Genomic DNA, 19,700 nt, shown 5'->3' with positions numbered 1-19,700 from the left:
CGTTGATGACAAAGTTTGACGAGGCAATTTTTGCCCCGCCTGTAGGTAAGTTGTTGGATGATGTAGTCAGTACGCTTATGCGCTCTCTGACCCGGCAGAATGATAAGGCCTCTCTATTGCACGCCTTCGTTCCGCTCCCCCCACCCTTCAGCCCAATACAACTCATTGAACTCCACTTCCCGGAAAGCAGCTTCTATTATCGCTGCTTCGACGACGGAACTGATGAGATAGTCGAAGAGCCTTTCCTGCACAACGTCAGCGACTCTTCGCGACACGCCACACTGCTCGGCGATACGCTGATGGCGGAGTTACGCTTCATTCGCACGGATAAAGGAACGTTTACCCGCCAGGACACCAGCTTATTCAACTGGTTAGTTCGTATTATGACGCCAGCGCTGGAGTCGATGCTTACCCAGTCGAGCCAGCAGGAATCCCTTCATACCATCTCGAAAGAACGCGATCATCATCGCGTGCTGGTCGATATAACCAACTCGGTGCTCTCCCATTTAAATCTGGAAGAGTTGATCGATGATGTTGCCAGAGAGATTAACCACTTCTTCGGTATCACTTTCGTCAGCATGGTACTGCGGGATACCCGGCGGACAGACAAATTCTGCGCATGGAGTACCGATTTTTCGCAGGAAGAACAGCCGGAACGCCTGCAGTTTATCCTGCAGGAACAGAGCATCATGCTGATGCAAACGCTGCGCGACAAGCACGCCTGTTTGCTGCATCTGGAAGACGATCCCGTTTTGTGGGAGCACGACCCGCTGCTGCTGGATCTGAAAAACAGCCGCATCGAATCCGCCTTCTTTCTGCCGCTGACCTTTGGCAGCCATACGCCAGGCGTCTTACTTCTCGCGCACCCTTCGCGATCGCAGTTCAGCGAAGAGAATTGCGAACTTCTCCAACATATTGCCGACCGCGTGGCTATCGCCGTAGATAATGCCGACGCCTGGCGCAGCATGACTGACCTGAAAGAGAGCCTGAAACAAGAAAATTTTCAGCTCAGTGAGCAACTGTTCGCAGGCCAGGGCGCCGGGAATATTATCTATCAAAGCCAGGCAATGGATGACCTGCTTTCGCAGATTAACATTGTGGCGCAGAGCGACAGTACCGTGTTGATCTGCGGTGAAACGGGAACGGGGAAAGAGGTGATTGCCCGTGCTATCCATCAGTTAAGTCTGCGCCGGGATAAACCACTGGTAAAGATTAACTGCGCCGCGATCCCCGCCAGCCTGCTGGAAAGCGAACTGTTCGGACACGATAAAGGCGCCTTTACCGGCGCAATTAACACCCATCGCGGTCGGTTTGAAATTGCCGACGGCGGAACCTTATTTCTCGATGAAATCGGCGATCTTCCCCTCGAGTTACAGCCCAAGCTGCTGCGAGTCCTACAGGAAAGGGAGATCGAACGTCTGGGCGGAAACAAAACAATACCGGTCAACGTGCGAATGATTGCCGCCACCAACCGCGATCTGTGGCAAATGGTCGAAGACCGCCAATTTCGCAGCGATCTGTTTTATCGGCTGAACGTTTTTCCCCTTGAGATACCGCCGCTGCGCGAACGGCCGGAAGATATTCCGCTGCTGGCAAAACACTTTACGCAAAAAATGGCGAAGCGGATGAACCGGAACATTGACGTGATCCCGACGGAAGCGCTACGTCAACTGATGACATGGGACTGGCCGGGGAACGTGCGTGAACTGGAAAACGTGATCGAGCGTGCGGTATTGCTCACCCGGGGCAATAGCCTGAATTTGCATCTGAATACCCGCCAGACCCGGCTGCTGCCGCCGCTGGGAAGCGATTCCCCCGTTTCCGGGCCGATGTCGGAAATGCTTAATCCCGCCACACCAGAAAATGATGAAGAGGAGCGCCAGCGTATTATTCAGGTTCTACGGGAAACGAACGGCATTGTCGCCGGGCCTCGTGGCGCCGCTACGCGACTGGGTATGAAACGCACAACCTTATTATCGCGTATGCAACGGCTGGGCATTACCGCGCGTGAGGTCTTGTAACGCTGCAACTCTGTGAAGGGATTCACATTTCATTTTTATAAGAGGCTCTCACTCTGGTACGCACTGTGCATAAAGATAGGCAGTCTTCAATATCTCAGTGCTATTCAGGAGCATCTTATGAAGAACAGCGTTTCTTTAGATTTGAGAATGCCTGCAGAAATGGCAAAAGTCGCCGAACAGGCCGGCGTGTATAAGGTGACAAAGAAAAAGGAATTGGCATTTTTTCTGGCAATTACTGCTGGTGTGTTCATTTCTATTGCCTTTGTCTTTTATATTACCGTCACCACTGGCGCAGGGCCTGCGACGGCGTTAACCAAACTGGTTGGCGGTCTCTGTTTTTCCCTCGGTCTTATTTTTGTCGTCGTTTGTGGTGCTGATTTGTTTACGTCGACAGTAATGACGGTCATGGCCAAAGCGAGTGGGCTGATCAGTTGGCGGCAATTAATGATCAACTGGTTTATCGTCTATTGCGGTAATTTGGTCGGCGCGCTCTTTTTTGTGTGCCTGATTTGGTTTTCCGGGCAGGCGATGACCAGCAACGGTTTGTGGGGGCTAAACGTTTTACAAACCGCCGATCACAAAATGCATCACACCTTTATCGAAGCCGTTTGTCTGGGCACGCTGTGTAATTTAATGGTCTGCCTCGCGGTCTGGATAAGTTATTCCGGCCATTCGCTCACCGATAAAATTGCCGCCATGTTATTACCGATCAGCATGTTTGTTGCCAGCGGTTTCGAGCACAGCATCGCCAATATGTTTCTTATCCCTCTGGCCATTCTGATTCGCAATTTTTCACCGGACGCATTCTGGAATCTTACGCAAACCACGGCGGATAATTTCCCGGCCTTAACAATAAGCAATTTCATTGCCGATAATCTGATCCCGGTGACCCTCGGCAATATTATTGGCGGCGGTTTGTTAGTCAGCGTGACGTACTGGATCATTTATTTGCGTAAAGCAACACACTGAATAGTAACGCAAGTACAGAGAGATGAAGGGTAGCCCGGCGCGCATATCGTCGCCGGGCTATTTTATGGGCTAAAGATTACTCTTCGAGCGTGGTCTGTCCATCTGGCCAGGCGTGAACCACCGCTTTGATTAACGTTGCCAGTGGAATGGCAAAAAAGACGCCCCAGAATCCCCACAGACCGCCAAAAATGACTACCGATAAAATAATCACTAAGGGGTGAAGATTAACGGCTTCAGAGAACAGCACCGGCACCAGCAGATTGCCGTCCAGCGCCTGAATAATCAGGTACACGGCAAAACAGCTCCAGAACTCCGGCCCTAAACCAAACTGGAACAACGCCACTCCCACCACCGGAATCGTCACCACAAATGCGCCGATGTAAGGGATCAGCACCGAGAATCCGACCAGAACCGCCAGCAGCAATGAGTAGTTCAGGCCAAACAGTAAAAAGCCGAGCCACGTCGCCACGCCAACGACCACCATTTCCAGCACTTTGCCGCGAATATAGTTGGTAATCTGCTGATTCATCTCTTTCCAGACCTGGCCTGCCAGACCCCGATTTCGCGGCAGAACCCGACGCACGGCATTCAGCATCTGATCTTTATCTTTGATCAGGAAGAAAACCATCAGTGGCACCAGCACCAGATAGACCGCCAGGGTCAACAGCCCCACCAGTGACGCCAGCGAATATTTCACCACCGAATCGCCCATTGAGAGCATTCGGGTGCGCAAATTTTCCGCCATTGCATCAATGATCCCGGCATCCATTAGCGCCGGATAGCGACGCGGCAATGTCGCCGCAAAATCGGAGAGCTTATTCAGCATGCCCGGCATGTCGCGGATTAAATAGATCCCCTGCTGCCACGCTACCGGCATCACCACAAATGCCATCAACAACAATATGCCGACGAAGAACACCAGCACAATTGAGGTTGCCCATCGCCGGGAACAGCCAATCGCCTCCAGACGCACTGTCGGCCACTCGAGCAGATAGGCCAGCACAAGCGCCACCAGCAGCGGCGCTAAAAGCCCACTAAAAAAGAACAGGATGCTAAAACCAGCCACCAGAATAACCAGCAAGGCAATCGCCTCTGGGTCGCTAAAGCGACGGCGATACCATTGCATCAACATTTCGAGCATAAAAACCCTTCCCTGAACTCAATAGCGGGATTGCGATCCCGAATTGTATCGAAATGTCTCAAAAAAGACTTCGCTTTTTATGGCTGATTCAGGAAACTGAAAAGCATCCTGGTCCGGGTGTTCATTGTCGGGTTTCACAGTTACACTCCCAATGTCACCGACGCGGGAACGATATTTCGCAGCATCGGTCAAATGGCTATCTTAAAGAATACAGGACAGAGGTCATGTTCAGGCAGTTTAAAAAAAACCTGGTTGCTACCCTCATCGCTGCGCTGACCCTCGGTCAGATAGCGCCCGCGTTTGCAGATCCAACGGACACACTGCCCGATATGGGGACCTCGGCAGCCAGCACGCTTTCCATCGGTCAGGAAATGCAGATGGGCGATTATTATGTTCGCCAACTGCGAGGCAGCGCACCGCTGATTAACGATCCGCTATTGGTACAGTACATCAATACCCTCGGGATGCGCCTGGTCTCTCATGCCGATTCGGTGAAAACCCCTTTCCATTTCTTTTTGATTAATAACGACGAAATAAACGCCTTTGCCTTCTTCGGCGGCAACGTCGTTCTGCACTCCGCGCTTTTTCGCTATTCCGACAACGAAAGCCAACTGGCTTCCGTTATGGCGCACGAAATCTCCCACGTGACTCAACGTCACCTGGCGCGTGCGATGGAAGATCAACAGCGTAGCGCCCCGCTCACCTGGGTTGGCGCGTTAGGTTCAATATTACTGGCGATGGCCAGCCCGCAGGCGGGTATGGCGGCGCTCACCGGGACTCTGGCGGGTACGCGCCAGGGGATGATCAGCTTCACGCAGCAAAACGAACAGGAAGCCGATCGTATCGGTATTCAGGTTCTGCAACGTTCGGGCTTCGATCCTCAGGCAATGCCGACGTTCCTGGAAAAACTGCTCGATCAGGCGCGTTACTCCACCCGACCACCTGAAATTTTGCTCACTCACCCCTTGCCGGAAAGCCGTCTTGCGGACGCCCGTAACCGTGCGAACCAGATGCGGCCCAACGTAGTGCAATCTTCAGAAGACTTTTATCTGGCGAAAGCGCGTACGCTGGGGATGTACAATTCAGGGCGCAACCAGTTAACCAGCGACCTGTTGGATGAATGGAGCAAGGGCAACGTTCGCCAGCAACGCGCAGCGCAATATGGCAAAGCGTTACAGGCGATGGAAGCCAATAAATATGACGAGGCGCGTAAAACGCTACAGCCATTGCTGAGCGCAGAGCCGAACAATGCGTGGTATCTCGACCTGGCGACCGATATCGATCTGGGTCAGAAGAAAACCAGCGATGCCATTAACCGGCTGAAAAGCGCCCGCGATCTCCGCGTTAACCCCGTCCTGCAACTCAACCTGGCCAATGCCTTGTTTCAGGGAGGACAAGCGCAAGAGGCCGCAACCATCCTCAATCGCTATACCTTCAATAATAAAGATGACAGCAACGGCTGGGACTTGCTGGCGCAGGTGGAAGCGGCGATAAATAACCGAGATCAAGAACTGGCTGCCCGTGCTGAGGTGTATGCACTGTCGGGACGTCTGGATCAGGCAATCACCATGCTCAGCAACGCAAGCTCTCAGGTCAAACTGGGGAGCCAGCAACAGGCGCGTTACGATGCCCGCATCGACCAGTTGCGCCAGCTACAGCAACGCTTCAAGCCGTATGAAAAGATGTAAAAGGAGAACGCATGTCTGACACGGTAAAAATCTACCATAATCCTCGCTGCTCGAAGAGCCGCGAGACGCTTAGCCTGCTGAAATCAAACGGCGTGGAGCCGGAAGTGGTGCTCTATCTGGAAACCCCCGCAGATGCCGCCACCCTGCGTGAGCTGTTACAGATGTTGGGGATGTCCAGCGCACGTGAGCTAATGCGCCAGAAAGAAGATCTTTATGCTTCGCTCAACCTGGCAGACAGCCAGTTAAGCGAAGAGGCGCTGATTCAGGCAATGGTAGAGAACCCGAAACTGATGGAGCGCCCGATTGTGGTTGCCAGCGGCCAGGCGCGTATCGGTCGCCCGCCAGAACAGGTACTGGAGATCGTCCGCTAATCCTCCTGCCGCAGCGCTTCAAGAAAAGCCTGCGGCGTCTTATCGCCCAATTTTTTTTGCGCCCGCCCTGCGTTATAAAATTCGCCTAACTGAATCAGCAACTGACTGGCGGCTTCTGTTTGCAATCGCGGAATTATCGTCATTAAGGGAATAGCCACCTGCACCCTGACCGGTGAACCCGTATTGATTTTGTGCTCAATTCCACGCCGCGTTAGCGCGCTTCTCACGCTGGCGCTGTCGGCCTCAAAAAGAAAAGTCTCAATAGATTGTATATCAGCCGGACATTCACTCAGCAATTCTTCCAGCCAGTTCACCACGCGCTGCGGTGAGATCCCGGCATACAGTCGGGCAAAACACCACCCGCTTAACGGTTCACGCGCCCACAACAAATGATGCTCGCCGCCATCGTCCATATGCAATGACAGCAGAAGATGATGCACCTCCAGTCGATGTGGCAACAGCCCCGCTTTTAACGCTTTTTTCCCTTGCAGCGGCGCGTCCCAGTGTTTAGCCGCCACCGGTTTTAAATACCGGTTCAGCGTCGCACGGGAGACCGGTATCCCCAACACATCATTCACCAGCAACAGCAGTTCATCCAGTGGCGCGCCCGACACGTCACGCAATGCATTAACCAGAGATACCTGTTCTTGTCTCAGCGCTTTGTGTATCACCGAAGGCGTCGTTTTCTTGTCTAAAACTGCTTCGCGGCAACGCCAGCGCCGCACGGTAGTCACCGATATGCCAAGCTCAGCGGCAAGCTCTCTGTCACTTTTATCCGAATTCTGGAGATAGCGACGAATACGTGGCGTGGTCGTGGCATTGGCGTGTAATTTGATTTCCATCGTAAATATTCCCGCACATTCGTAACTAATCAGATGAGATTTATAGTAACACAGCGATTACATTGTGACCTGATTCACCTTTCAACCGCTCTGCTTCACTGATAATCCGCAGACATAACACACATCACGTCACCTGATCTTGTACGGAGTTCACAATGAACAATGTTCTGGGATTTCTTGAAGCGAAACTGATGCCCATCGCAGCGAAAACGGCGCAGCAGCGTCATTTAGGTGCGATTCGCGGCGCATACGTCTCGTTCATGCCATTTATTATCGTCGGTTCTATCCTGCTGGTGATCTCGTCGTTTCCCAATGAGGGCTATCAGCATTTCATGTCCAGTACCTTTGGCGAAAACTGGGGCAACATCGTTGAGATCCCGTTTAATGCCGTTTTCTCTACCATGTCGCTGTTTATCTGCTTTCTGGTCGGCTTTAGACTGGCAGAATATTATGGCGATGACCGTGTCTCCTGCGGGATTCTGTCGCTGGTCAGTTTTCTAATTCTCACCCCGTTTATCAAAGTCGCTGAAAACGGCGGTATTACGGTGATGCCGGTTGAGTGGATCGGCAGCAAAGGGCTGTTCGTGGCCATGATTGGCTCGCTACTCTGGACAGAGTTATTCTGCTGGCTGAAGCGTAAAAAGTTGGTGATCAAAATGCCCGATGGCGTGCCGCCAGCCGTGCAGGAGTCCTTCGCCGCGCTGATTCCGGCATTGCTGGTGATGATTCTGGTGCTCGCCATTCGTATTCTCTTCCAGAACACCCACTATCAGACAATTCATCAGTTTATTTACGAAGTCGTTGCCACCCCGGTACGCCACTTCGGCACCTCTTACATTGGCGCGCTGCTGACGGTATTTAGCATTACCATTTTGTGGTCAGTAGGCATTAACTCCGGTTCGATGGTCAACGGCATCATTCGCCCGTCATGGATGGAAAATCAGACCGATAACATCGCCGCGATTCAGGCGGGCATCACCCCGCCGCACATTATCACCGAACAATTTTTTGACATGATCTGGATGGGCGGCGCGGGCGCGACGCTGTCGCTGGTTATTGCCATGTTGATTTTCGCCCGCAGCAAAAACATGCGAGAAGTGGCCCGACTGGGCGCGGGCGCATCACTGTTCAATATCAATGAACCGATTTTGTTTGGCCTGCCGGTGATTATGAACCCGATCATGCTGATTCCATTCAACCTGGTGCCGCTGGTACTGGTGAGCATCCAGTACGCCGCCATGAAAATCGGCATGGTGGCGGTAACGACCGGGGTGTTTATCCCCTGGACGCTGCCGCCGGTCATCAGCGGCTTTATCGTGACCGGGCATATCAGCGGCAGCATTATGCAGCTTATCAACCTGCTGATTGGCGCCATGCTGTATTTGCCTTTCCTGCGTATTCTGGACAAGCAATACCGCGCGGCAGAAATCGCGTCTGTTACGCAAACCGAAGCCACGCTGGCTAAACAGGAGTAAACCATGTGGGGAATTATCGCCACCTGGCGAATGGCGCTTGAGGGCGTCACCGAGTCTGCATCTGCGCTGGCGGCAGGGAAACGTGCGGCCTCAGCCGTCGTCGACGCCGTTACCGCTGTTGAAGACTTTCCGTTGTATAAATCCGTTGGCTACGGTGGTTTGCCCACTGAAAATGGCGATGTCGAACTGGACGCCGCTTTTATGGATGGCGATACGCTGGCGTTTGGCGCGGTGGGCAATCTGATCGATATTGCCAACCCGGTGCGGGTGGCTCACGCATTAAGCCGCCAGCGTTATAACAATTTACTGGTGGGCCAGGGGGCTCGCGAGTGGGCGCTTAGTCAGGGATTTTCGAGCAAAACCATGCTGACTGACCGCGCGATGCAACATTATCGCAAGCGCTGTCGCGATACGCTGGATAAAGGTTTGAGCCCCTATGACGGCCACGATACGGTCGGAATTATCGGGCTTGATAAACACGGTTCAATGAGCGTCGCGACCTCCACCAGCGGCCTGTTTATGAAAAAACGCGGACGTATTGGCGACTCGCCAATCATGGGTTCCGGCTTCTATTGCGACAGCGAGACAGGTGCGGCGACCGCCACAGGCGTTGGTGAAGACCTGATGAAAGGCTGCGTCAGTTATGAAATCGTGCGCCGCATGGCGCAGGGGATGACGCCGCAACATGCCGCCGACTCCGTGGTATTTGAACTGGAAGACAAGCTGATGTCGCGCTTTGGCCGCGCGGGCGATCTCTCCGTTGTCTGTATGAACAATAAAGGTGAGTTTGGCGCCGCCACCAATATCAAAACCTTTTCATTCACCGTGGCCTCCGCCCACCATCCGCTCACCGTTTATCGCGCCGAGCGCCAACACGAAAAGACGCATTATCAGCCGGTCGATGATGAATGGATGCAGGCCTACGCTGCGCGAATTCGTGCCCCGATAGAGGAAGAATAATGATTACCTGGCAGCTAATTCATTCACTCACAGAGACGCAGTCGGAAAGCCATCTTATTGCACGCGTATCCTGCCCGCTGCTACCCGATACCCCGCTCATCAACGAGATGCGCCAGCAGGATAATACGGCCGATGCGTGTTTTGGCTGCGCGCCGTTCGCACGTATTACGCTACTTCCTGAAGCCTTCTGGCATGACAGTCTGACCGAAAGTTTGCTGAGCGCGTTGCGTCCGTTGCTGGCAGCGCCTGTCAGTCCCCGTGTGGTTATTGATGTGACGAACATCCATGACACCGTTCTGATGCAGTTATTGCGCTTTTTGTTCAACCAGGCGCACCGGCTCAGCGATTTACAGCTCAAAAAAGCAGACAGTGCATCAGTGCGGATTTGTCATATAGACGCACTTTGTCTGCCCGCGCAGCAAAAAAAGCTAGAGGCGCTATTTCGCCAACAGCAGGCGATTGCCAATGGCATGCTTGCTGCACGCCGCCTGGCCGATATTCCGTCAGACCGCTGTACACCACAGTTTGTGGTGACAGAAGCACAAAGGCTGTGCTCCGCCTTCCCTGCCCTTCGCTGTGAAATACTTGATGAAAAACAGATTATTGAACAGCAATTGGGTCTGCTTCATGCCGTGGGTAAAGGCGCAACCTGCCCGCCGCGTTTGCTTGCCATTCACTATGATGGCATCGCCGGGGGGCCGGTACGCTGCTATGTGGGCAAAGGCATTACGTTTGATACCGGTGGCCTGTGGCTGAAAGAAGGCGCGGGTATGTACACCATGAAGTACGACATGTGCGGCGCGGCCAATGTGCTGGGATTGCTGCTGACCGTCGCACAGTTAAATTTACCGGTACGCATCATGGGCGTGCTGGCGCTGGCAGAAAACGCCATCGGCCCGAACGCGATGCAGCCCGGAACCGTCGCACGCGCCTGCAACGGTCTGACGGTGGAAATCAACAATACCGATGCCGAAGGACGGCTGGTGCTGGCCGATGCCATCGCCTGGGCGAGTCAGCGTCATCCAAAGGCGCATTATATTATTGATATGGCAACGTTAACCGGCGCGGTGGTGAAAGCGCTGGGCTATGAGTTGAGTGGGTTGATGACGCAGTGCGACGTGTTACGGGATCATCTGACCCGGGCGGGAATCAAAAGCGGAGACGAAGTGTGGTCCCTGCCGCTGGATGCGCGGCTGAAAAAGCAGACCGAAAGTACAATTGCCGACCTGTGCAATACACCCACTAACAACGCGGCGATCAGCGCCTCGGCGGCGTGGCTGCTGCACCATTTCTGTCCGCCGACGATCCCGTGGGCGCACCTGGATATCAGCGGGACTGCGTTGTGGCGTGAAGGCGGGAGAAGCGTGGCGTCAGGAAGGCCGATACCCTTGTTGATCGAGCATTTGTTGTTCGATATTGAAATAATGGATGAAATGATCGCGAAATATCATAAAAGGCATGGATCGTAGGCCCGTGCAAGCGGAGCGCCGCCGGGCAACAAAGCCGGGTGGCGGCTTCGCCTTACCCGGCCTACGGTTCTATAACTTCAGCGTCTCTTTCACAAACGGTATGGTCAGCTTGCGTTGCGCGGAAATGGAGGCATGATCGAGCTGATCCAGCGTATCAAAGAGCGTACGCATTTCTCTGTCCAGTCGCTTTAGCAGGAAACGTCCCACATCTTCCGGCAGTTCGAAACCACGTAATCTTGCCCGCAGCTGTAAAGCCTGGAGTTTATCTTCATCTGAGAGCGGCTGAAGTTTATAGATTTGCCCCCAGTCCAGACGAGAGGCCAGATCGGGCAGCCCGAGGTTTAACTGACGCGGAGGGCGATCGCCGGTGATCAATAAGCGGGTTTTTCCCGACTCCAGGATACGGTTGTAGAGATCGAAGATCGCCATCTCCCACAGTTCGTCTCCCGCCACGCATTCAATATTATCAATGCATACCAGCGACAAATGTTCCATTCCGTCGAGAACTTCGGGTACAAACCAGGTGCGTTTATCCAGCGGGACATAACCGACCGCATCGCCACGCTGCGACAACTCGGCGCACGCGGCATGCAGCAGATGGCTTCTGCCCGCACCTTCGCGCGACCAGAGATAAATATATCCGCTATGTTCCTGGCGTAGCACGTTTTGCAGCGCGGCCAGTAAAGAGGCGTTATCCCCCGGCCAGAAACTTGCAAACGTTTCATCGTCAGGAAGATAAAGTGGCAGAGAGAGCTGTGCCGGTGTGTTCAGAGATACCTCAACCCAGGATTTCACAAAATCGCAGTGAGTTTACCACAGAATTCCGTCGCGATAGAACCGGGCAGCATCGCTGCCCGGACTGAGAGTTAGTGCTGAGGACGATCCGCATCCTGCGCATCCAGTACGACTTCTTCCGGACGTAACAGTGAGATCACTTTGAAAATCAGGCTCAGGCCAATCCCGACGATGGTCGCCAGCGCCATACCTTTCAGCTCTGCCGCGCCAATGTGCACCTTCGCGCCGCTGACACCGATTATCAGAATGACCGATGTCAGGATCAGGTTTTGCGCTTTGTTATAATCGACTTTGGATTCGATCAATACGCGGATACCCGATGCGCCGATCACCCCGTACAGCAACAGCGACACGCCGCCCATCACCGGCAGGGGGATAATCTGAATGGCGGCAGCCAGTTTACCTACGCAGGAAAGCAGAATCGCAATAATGGCTGCGCCGCCGATAACCCAGGTACTGTACACACGCGTAATCGCCATCACGCCGATGTTCTCACCGTAGGTGGTGTTTGGCGTGGAGCCAAAGAAGCCGGAGATGACGGTCGACAGGCCGTTTGCAAACATTGAGCGGTGCAAACCCGGATCGCGGATCAGATCTTTCTTCACGATATTCGCCGTGACGACCAGGTGACCGACGTGTTCCGCAATAACCACCAGCGCAGCAGGCAGAATCGTCAGAATGGCAAACCACTCAAAACGCGGAGTATAAAAAGTCGGCAGCGCAAACCAGTGTGCCTGCGCAATCGGCGTGGTATCCACAACGCCCATCGCAAACGACAGCGCATAGCCCGCCAGCACACCGATCAGAATCGGGATGATTGCCATAAAGCCACGGAACAGCACGGAGCCGAATACCGTTACCGCCAGGGTCACCATAGAAATGATGATGGTTTTCGAGTCCGGCGTTTGGCCTTCGGCAGGCAGTAATCCCGCCATCCCTGCTGCGACACCCGCCAGCTCCAGACCGATGACGGCAACGATTGCGCCCATCGCCGCAGGGGGGAACATCACATCCAGCCAGCCGGTTCCCGCTTTCTTCACAATGACAGAAACCAGGCAGAACAGTACGCCGCACATAATAAAGCCGCCTAACGCGACTTCATATCCCAGAGGCAGCAACAGCAGAACCGGGGAGATAAAGGCAAAGCTTGAACCTAAATAGGCAGGAATTTTACCTTTACAAATAAAGAGGTACAGCAAGGTGCCAATGCCGTTAAACAGCAGGACAGTGGCCGGGTTGATATGAAACAGGACTGGCACCAGCACGGTTGCGCCAAACATGGCAAACAAATGCTGCAAACTAAGCGGGATAGTCTGTAAAAGCGGCGGTCTTTCACTCACCCCGATAGCACGGCGCGTCATAGTGTTTTCCTCTGAGTGTTGTATGTTATTGGTGTTTTATTCAAAAAAAAGCCGACTCTAAAAGTCGGCTCTTTTTATTGTTTCGTTTACTTCGTACCAAAGATCTTATCGCCGGCATCGCCGAGGCCCGGAATAATGTATCCGTGCTCGTTGAGTCCCTGATCAATCGACGCCGTGTACAGCTCGATGTCCGGGTGCGCTTTTTCCAGCGCCGCGATACCTTCCGGCGCCGCAACCAGTACCAGCACCTTAATGCTGGAGCAGCCCGCTTTCTTCAGCAGGTCGATGGTGGCGATAACGGAACCGCCGGTTGCCAGCATCGGGTCAACAATCAGCGCCATACGCTCGTCGATGTTGGAAACCAGCTTCTGGAAGTACGGTACCGGCTCCAGCGTCTCTTCGTCACGGTACATGCCCACAACGCTGATACGCGCGCTCGGGACGTTTTCCAGTACGCCGTCCATCATGCCCAGGCCTGCGCGCAGGATTGGCACAACGGTAATTTTCTTGCCTTTGATCTGGTCAACTTCTACCGGGCCGTTCCAGCCTTCGATAGTCACTTTTTCTGTTTCCAGACCCGCGGTGGCTTCATAAGTCAGCAGGCTGCCAACTTCGGAGGCGAGTTCACGGAAGCGTTTAGTGCTGATGTCGTGCTCGCGCATCAGGCCCAGCTTGTGTTTGACGAGTGGGTGTTTCACTTCCACAATCTTCATTCTCTTTCTCCTTTGAATAGGGCAGCCACAAAAAAAATCGACGGATTATACCGCCATTCTTTTCGTGGGCAACATTTATTTACTTGATGTTGATCAAGCATAGGAGGGGTTGGCGTGAATAGAGCAAATATTCGACAGATGAATGTCTCAGCGCTAAGCAAAAAAACGAACATGAAACCGAAAAGGGAGAGCGGCCAACCCATGCTGACCGCTTGCGCGGATTACAGTTTTTCACCGTTAGAAGCAATCACCTGCTGATACCAGGCAAATGATTTCTTCGGATGGCGTGCCAGTGTCCCGCTGCCATCATTATTTTTATCGACATAGATAAAGCCGTAGCGTTTTTTCATTTCACCCGTCCCCGCAGAAACTAAATCAATGCAGCCCCACGGGGTGTACCCCATCAGATCAACGCCGTCTTCTACCACCGCTTTTTTCATTTCACGGATGTGCGCGGCCATATAATCGATGCGGTATTGATCGTCTACAGAGCCATCGGCCTGCTGGACATCAATCGCGCCAAAGCCGTTTTCGACGATGAACAGCGGTAGCTGATAGTGATCCCAGAACCAGTTGAGCGAATAACGCAGCCCCACCGGGTCAATCTGCCACCCCCAGTCGGACTTCTGCACATACGGATTAGAGACCAGGCTGGTGCTTTCGTCGTAGTCCAGTTGTGGGTTATCCGCCGTCGCTTTGGTCGTGAACGACATATAATAGCTGAAACCAATATAGTCGACGCAGCCCTGCGTCAGCGCCTGTTTATCGTCTTCAGTGATATCCAGCGTAAAACCCCGGCGCGCAAAGTAGTTCAGCAGATGCTGCGGATATTTCCCACGCACGTGCACATCGGTGAACCAGTAGCGGCGATGCATGGCGTTCATCGCCATCATCATGTCGTTCGGCGCACAGGTCAGCGGATAGATTGGGCACATGGCGATCATGCAGCCGATTTGCAGTGACGGGTTAATTTCACGCCCCGCTTTCACCGCCAGCGCACTGGCCACCAGTTCGTAATGCGCCGCCTGGAACATCACGGGCTCGCGGTCTTCACCCGGCAGGTATTTCAGACCCGAGTTGGTGAAGGGCGCAAAGTCTTCGTGGAAGTTGGCCTGGTTGTTGATTTCATTGAACGTCATCCAGTACTTCACTTTGTGCTGGTAGCGTTTAAAAACCACCTGTGCAAAGCGAACGAAGAAGTCGATGAGCTTACGGTTGCGCCAGCCGCCATATTCCGTCACCAGGTGATACGGCATCTCGAAATGCGACAGCGTAATAACAGGTTCAATGCCGTGTTTCAGACATTCATCAAACAGAGAGTCATAAAATTGCAGACCGGCTTCATTCGGCTCCAGCTCGTCGCCTTTTGGAAAAATACGCGTCCACGCGATGGAGGTACGGAAACATGTAAATCCCATTTCGGCAAAGAGCGAAATGTCGTCTTTATAGCGGTGATAGAAATCGATGGCTTCGTGATTGGGGTAATTCTTACCGGGAATGACGCCGGGGGTTATCTCTCTGGGAATACCGTGCGCACCGGCGGTCATAACATCCGCCACGCTGACGCCTTTTCCCCCTTCCTGCCAGCCGCCTTCTAACTGGTGAGCCGCCACTGCGCCTCCCCACATGAAATTCGCTTTAAATCCAGACATACGCTTCCCTCATTCGTCGCAATTTGCTGGCCACAGTCTCAGGCCACACTTACAGAAACCGGTTTCATTACGATACTGTGCATTTATCAGGCAGGTTTCAAGCACGAAAATGAAACCGGGTTCATTTTCGTGGTGCAGTTCAAATAACCAGAATTTCGAGAGTGAAATGTTGAAAAAATCAGCAGTTCTATGCCGATGCAAAGCAGGCTCGCAAACGTTTGCTTTCCCTGTTAGAATTGCGCCGAATTTAATTTTCACCGCAAGTAAACGCGTGGGGACCCAAGCAGTGACCGATAAAACCTCTCTTAGCTATAAAGATGCCGGTGTTGATATCGACGCGGGTAATGCTCTGGTTGATCGAATCAAAGGCGTAGTGAAGAAAACCCGTCGTCCCGAAGTGATGGGCGGTCTGGGTGGCTTCGGCGCGCTGTGCGCATTGCCGCAAAAATATCGTGAGCCTGTACTGGTTTCCGGCACTGATGGCGTAGGGACAAAACTGCGTCTGGCAATGGATTTAAAACGTCACGACACCATTGGTATCGATCTCGTGGCGATGTGCGTTAACGATCTGGTGGTTCAGGGCGCAGAGCCGCTGTTTTTCCTGGATTACTATGCCACCGGCAAACTGGATGTCGACACGGCCTCCAGTGTGATAAGCGGTATTGCCGAGGGTTGTCTGCAGTCTGGCTGCGCGTTGGTTGGCGGAGAAACCGCTGAAATGCCGGGCATGTATCACGGCGAAGATTACGACGTGGCCGGGTTCTGTGTGGGCGTGGTCGAAAAATCAGAAATTATTGACGGCTCGAAAGTGGCTGACGGCGATGTGCTGATCGCGCTGGGTTCCAGTGGCCCGCACTCCAACGGTTACTCTCTGGTGCGTAAAATTATCGAGGTCAGCGGTTGCGACCCTGAAACGACAGAACTCGAAGGCAAACCGTTAGCCGACCATCTGCTGGCGCCAACGCGTATCTATGTGAAGTCAATTCTGGAACTGATTGAACAGGTTGATGTACACGCTATCGCTCACCTGACAGGCGGCGGTTTCTGGGAGAACATCCCGCGCGTTCTGCCCGACAACACACAGGCAGTGATTGATGAATCCTCCTGGCAGTGGCCGGCCGTCTTTGACTGGCTGAAAACCGCAGGTAATGTCAGTCAGCATGAAATGTATCGCACTTTCAACTGCGGCGTCGGGATGGTGATTGCCCTGCCGGAAGCGGAAGTCGATAACGCACTCACGCTGCTGAAGGCCAAAGGTGAAAATGCGTGGAAAATCGGTATCATCAAAGCCTCTGATTCCGAACAGCGTGTGGTTATTGAATGATGAATATTGTGGTGCTTATTTCCGGTAACGGAAGCAATTTGCAGGCAATTATCGACGCCTGCAAAGAGCAGAAAATTAAAGGCACCCTCAGGGCAGTATTCAGCAATAAGGCCGACGCGTTCGGCCTTGAACGTGCCCGGGAAGCAGGTATTCCAGCGCATGCGCTGACCGCCAGTCAATTTGCCAATCGTGAAGCGTTCGATCGCGAACTGATGCGGGAAATTGATGCTTATGCCCCCGATGTGGTGGTACTGGCAGGCTATATGCGAATTCTCAGTCCGGCGTTTGTCGCGCACTACGAAGGGCGTTTGCTCAATATTCACCCTTCCCTGTTGCCGAAGTACCCAGGCCTGCATACGCATCGTCAGGCGCTGGAAAACGGCGATGAAGAGCACGGCACGTCTGTGCATTTTGTTACTGATGAACTGGATGGCGGCCCGGTGATTCTCCAGGCTAAAATCCCGGTTTTTGAGGGCGATAGCGAGGATGACATCACCGCACGCGTTCAGGTGCAGGAGCACGCTATTTACCCGTTAGTGGTTAGCTGGTTTGTTGATGGACGTCTTGAAATGCGCGAAAACGCAGCATGGCTTGACGGCATCAAACTCTCTCCTCAGGGATACGCATCAGACGAGTAACGTCTCTTCGTTCCCCGTTAGTCACCACTGACGGGGAACGACTCCTGTATCTCTTGTTCGTCTCCCCATCCTTTTCGCAAAAATGCGTCGGTTGCTCACATGCCACAGACGGTTTATTGTCATACTCTTCTGGCGCAGTTGGACATCTGACAGTAATGCTCGCCATAATAACCCGGCAGTGTCCCGTGATTGAAACGGAGTAAAAGTTGTAATGGGTCAGGAAAAGCTATACATCGAGAAAGAACTGAGCTGGTTAGCGTTCAATGAACGCGTACTCCAGGAAGCAGCGGATAAATCAAACCCGCTGATTGAACGGATGCGTTTTTTAGGCATCTATTCCAATAACCTTGACGAATTCTACAAAGTCCGCTTTGCCGAATTAAAGCGTCGCATCATTATTAGTGAAGAACAGGGTTCAAATTCTCATTCTCGTCACCTGTTAGGCAAAATCCAGTCCCGCGTATTGAAAGCCGATCAAGAATTTGACGGCCTGTATAACGAATTACTGCTGGAGATGGCGCGTAATCAAATTTTCCTGATTAACGAACGCCAACTGTCGGTAAACCAGCAAGACTGGTTGCGCCACTATTTTAAACACTATCTTCGCCAACACATTACGCCGATTTTAATCAACCGGGAGACGGATTTAGTTCAGTTTCTGAAGGATGATTATACCTATCTGGCGGTGGAGATTATTCGCGGAGATACCATCCGCTACGCGCTACTGGAAATTCCTTCCGACAAGGTTCCTCGTTTTGTGAATCTGCCGCCGGAAGCGCCACGCCGCCGCAAGCCAATGATTTTGCTGGATAACATTCTACGCTACTGCCTCGACGATATCTTCAAAGGGTTCTTTGATTACGATGCTCTCAATGCGTATTCCATGAAGATGACCCGTGACGCCGAATACGATTTGGTGCACGAAATGGAATCCAGTCTGATGGAGCTGATGTCCTCCAGCCTGAAGCAACGTCTGACAGCAGAGCCGGTTCGCTTTGTCTATCAACGTGATATGCCTAATGCGCTGGTGGAAGTTCTGCGAGAAAAACTGACCATTTCCCGCTATGACTCGATTGTTCCCGGCGGGCGTTACCATAACTTCAAAGACTTTATTAATTTCCCCAATGTGGGCAAAGCCAATCTGGTGAATAAACCGTTACCGCGGCAGCGCCATATCTGGTTTGATAAAGAAAAGTTCCGCAATGGCTTTGACGCCATTCGTGAGCAAGATGTGCTGCTCTATTATCCATACCATACCTTTGAGCATGTGCTGGAACTGCTGCGTCAGGCCTCTTTTGATCCGAGTGTTCTGGCGATAAAAATTAATATTTATCGCGTGGCGAAAGACTCGCGCATTATTGACGCGATGATCCACGCCGCTCACAACGGCAAAAAAGTGACCGTGGTTGTAGAATTGCAGGCACGCTTCGATGAGGAAGCCAATATCCACTGGGCTAAGCGTCTGACTGAGGCTGGCGTCCATGTGATCTTCTCTGCGCCGGGGCTGAAAATTCACGCCAAGCTGTTCCTTATCTCGCGTAAAGAAGGCGACGACGTGGTGCGTTACGCACACATCGGCACCGGGAACTTCAACGAAAAAACAGCGCGTCTGTATACCGATTATTCATTACTGACTGCGGATGCGCGGATCACCAACGAAGTGCGTCGGGTGTTCAATTTTATCGAGAACCCGTATCGTCCGGTGACATTCGATTACCTGCTGGTTTCGCCGCAAAACTCCCGTCGTCTGCTGTATGAAATGATCGACCGGGAAATCGCGAATGCGCAACAGGGCTTACCGTCGGGCATCACGCTGAAGCTCAATAATCTGGTCGATAAAGGGCTGGTTGACAGACTGTATGCCGCATCCGGTTCCGGTGTGCAGATTAACCTGCTGATCCGCGGGATGTGTTCGCTGATCCCAAATCTGGAAGGCATCAGCGACAATATTCGGGTGATCAGCATCGTGGATCGCTACCTTGAGCATGACCGGGTCTATATTTTCGAGAATGGCGGCGATAAGCAGGTGTATCTCTCCTCCGCCGACTGGATGACGCGCAATATCGATTATCGAATTGAGGTTGCCACACCGTTGCTTGACCCTCGCCTCAAACAGCGGGTTCTTGATATTATAGACATTCTGTTCAGCGACACGGTTAAAGCCCGTTATATCGATAAAGAACTGAGTAATCGCTATGTACCGCGTGGAAATCGCCGCAAAGTGCAGTCTCAATTGGCGATCTACGACTACATCAAATCACTTGAGCAACCAGACTAACGC

General features: G+C 52.8%; 16 protein-coding genes. 10 read left to right on the top strand and 6 right to left on the bottom strand.

From position 1 onward, the window contains the following. Positions 1-5: 5 nt before the first annotated feature. The gene (locus ACO7SM_RS05965) at positions 6-2,021 is read left to right on the top strand and encodes a sigma 54-interacting transcriptional regulator (protein ID WP_490470084.1); all 2,016 of its coding nucleotides are present in this window, start codon (positions 6-8) and stop codon (positions 2,019-2,021) included. Positions 2,022-2,138: 117 nt separating this feature from the next. Continuing rightward, entirely contained in the window at positions 2,139-2,990 is an 852-nt protein-coding gene (gene focA / locus ACO7SM_RS05960; protein ID WP_490470083.1) for a formate transporter FocA, read from the top strand. A 76-nt stretch (positions 2,991-3,066) separates the two neighbouring features. Here focA and ACO7SM_RS05955 read toward each other — a convergent pair whose 3' ends face one another. Further along, on the bottom strand, positions 3,067-4,131 hold the full coding sequence (locus ACO7SM_RS05955; RefSeq protein WP_490470082.1) for an AI-2E family transporter: 1,065 nt from the start codon (positions 4,129-4,131) through the stop codon (positions 3,067-3,069). 224 nt (positions 4,132-4,355) lie between these two features. Here ACO7SM_RS05955 and bepA point away from each other — a divergent pair, with 224 nt between their 5' ends. Both bepA and arsC read left to right on the top strand, forming a co-directional pair. Continuing rightward, on the top strand, positions 4,356-5,819 hold the full coding sequence (gene bepA, locus ACO7SM_RS05950; protein ID WP_490470081.1) for a beta-barrel assembly-enhancing protease: 1,464 nt from the start codon (positions 4,356-4,358) through the stop codon (positions 5,817-5,819). Between the two features lie 11 nt (positions 5,820-5,830). Next, complete coding sequence (gene arsC / locus ACO7SM_RS05945) at positions 5,831-6,190, top strand: arsenate reductase (glutaredoxin) (protein ID WP_490470080.1); 360 nt, start codon at positions 5,831-5,833, stop codon at positions 6,188-6,190. Here arsC and ACO7SM_RS05940 read toward each other — a convergent pair. Then, positions 6,187-7,032, bottom strand: coding sequence for a transposase family protein (locus ACO7SM_RS05940; RefSeq protein WP_490470079.1), 846 nt, complete (start codon positions 7,030-7,032; stop codon positions 6,187-6,189). The two genes, arsC and ACO7SM_RS05940, sit on opposite strands and share 4 nt — an antisense overlap. A gap of 155 nt (positions 7,033-7,187) precedes the next feature. Here ACO7SM_RS05940 and celB point away from each other — a divergent pair, with 155 nt between their 5' ends. From celB to ACO7SM_RS05925, 3 genes are read left to right on the top strand one after another with little or no spacing between them, the layout of a single operon-like run. Continuing rightward, entirely contained in the window at positions 7,188-8,507 is a 1,320-nt protein-coding gene (celB, locus tag ACO7SM_RS05935; protein WP_490470078.1) for a PTS cellobiose transporter subunit IIC, read from the top strand. Positions 8,508-8,510: 3 nt separating this feature from the next. Continuing rightward, a complete protein-coding gene (locus ACO7SM_RS05930) occupies positions 8,511-9,467 on the top strand; it encodes a glycosylasparaginase (protein WP_490470077.1) in 957 nt (318 codons plus the stop codon). Then, the gene (locus ACO7SM_RS05925) at positions 9,467-10,936 is read left to right on the top strand and encodes a leucyl aminopeptidase family protein (RefSeq protein ID WP_490470076.1); all 1,470 of its coding nucleotides are present in this window, start codon (positions 9,467-9,469) and stop codon (positions 10,934-10,936) included. The genes ACO7SM_RS05930 and ACO7SM_RS05925 overlap by 1 nt, the downstream gene beginning before the upstream one ends. 69 nt (positions 10,937-11,005) lie before the next feature. On the opposite strand, the gene ACO7SM_RS05920 is transcribed toward ACO7SM_RS05925, so the two are convergent. The 4 genes from ACO7SM_RS05920 to ACO7SM_RS05905 form a co-directional block, all read right to left on the bottom strand. Beyond that, positions 11,006-11,707 carry a DnaA inactivator Hda gene (locus tag ACO7SM_RS05920; protein ID WP_490470878.1) on the bottom strand — a complete coding sequence of 234 codons (702 nt, stop codon included), beginning with the start codon at positions 11,705-11,707 and terminating at the stop codon, positions 11,006-11,008. A gap of 95 nt (positions 11,708-11,802) precedes the next feature. Next, a complete protein-coding gene (gene uraA / locus ACO7SM_RS05915) occupies positions 11,803-13,092 on the bottom strand; it encodes a uracil permease (protein WP_490470075.1) in 1,290 nt (429 codons plus the stop codon). Positions 13,093-13,178: 86 nt separating this feature from the next. Further along, positions 13,179-13,805: a uracil phosphoribosyltransferase gene (gene upp, locus ACO7SM_RS05910; RefSeq protein WP_490470074.1), complete on the bottom strand. Its 627-nt coding sequence runs from the start codon at positions 13,803-13,805 to the stop codon at positions 13,179-13,181. 221 nt (positions 13,806-14,026) lie between these two features. Beyond that, entirely contained in the window at positions 14,027-15,457 is a 1,431-nt protein-coding gene (locus ACO7SM_RS05905) for a 6-phospho-beta-glucosidase (protein ID WP_490470073.1), read from the bottom strand. Positions 15,458-15,743: 286 nt separating this feature from the next. Between ACO7SM_RS05905 and purM the strand changes: the two genes are divergently transcribed. From purM to ppk1, 3 genes are all read left to right on the top strand, one after another. Then, entirely contained in the window at positions 15,744-16,781 is a 1,038-nt protein-coding gene (gene purM / locus ACO7SM_RS05900; protein ID WP_490470072.1) for a phosphoribosylformylglycinamidine cyclo-ligase, read from the top strand. After that, on the top strand, positions 16,781-17,419 hold the full coding sequence (gene purN, locus ACO7SM_RS05895; RefSeq protein ID WP_490470877.1) for a phosphoribosylglycinamide formyltransferase: 639 nt from the start codon (positions 16,781-16,783) through the stop codon (positions 17,417-17,419). The genes purM and purN overlap by 1 nt, the downstream gene beginning before the upstream one ends. Before the next feature lie 211 nt (positions 17,420-17,630). Continuing rightward, on the top strand, positions 17,631-19,697 hold the full coding sequence (gene ppk1 / locus ACO7SM_RS05890; protein WP_490470071.1) for a polyphosphate kinase 1: 2,067 nt from the start codon (positions 17,631-17,633) through the stop codon (positions 19,695-19,697). The last annotated feature ends 3 nt before the right edge of the window (positions 19,698-19,700 follow it).

It is taken from the genome of Citrobacter sp. LJND-P06 (genome assembly GCF_058188415.1).
The sequence above is the reverse complement of the archived record's forward strand: the minus strand, read 5'-3'. Positions and strand labels throughout refer to the sequence as shown.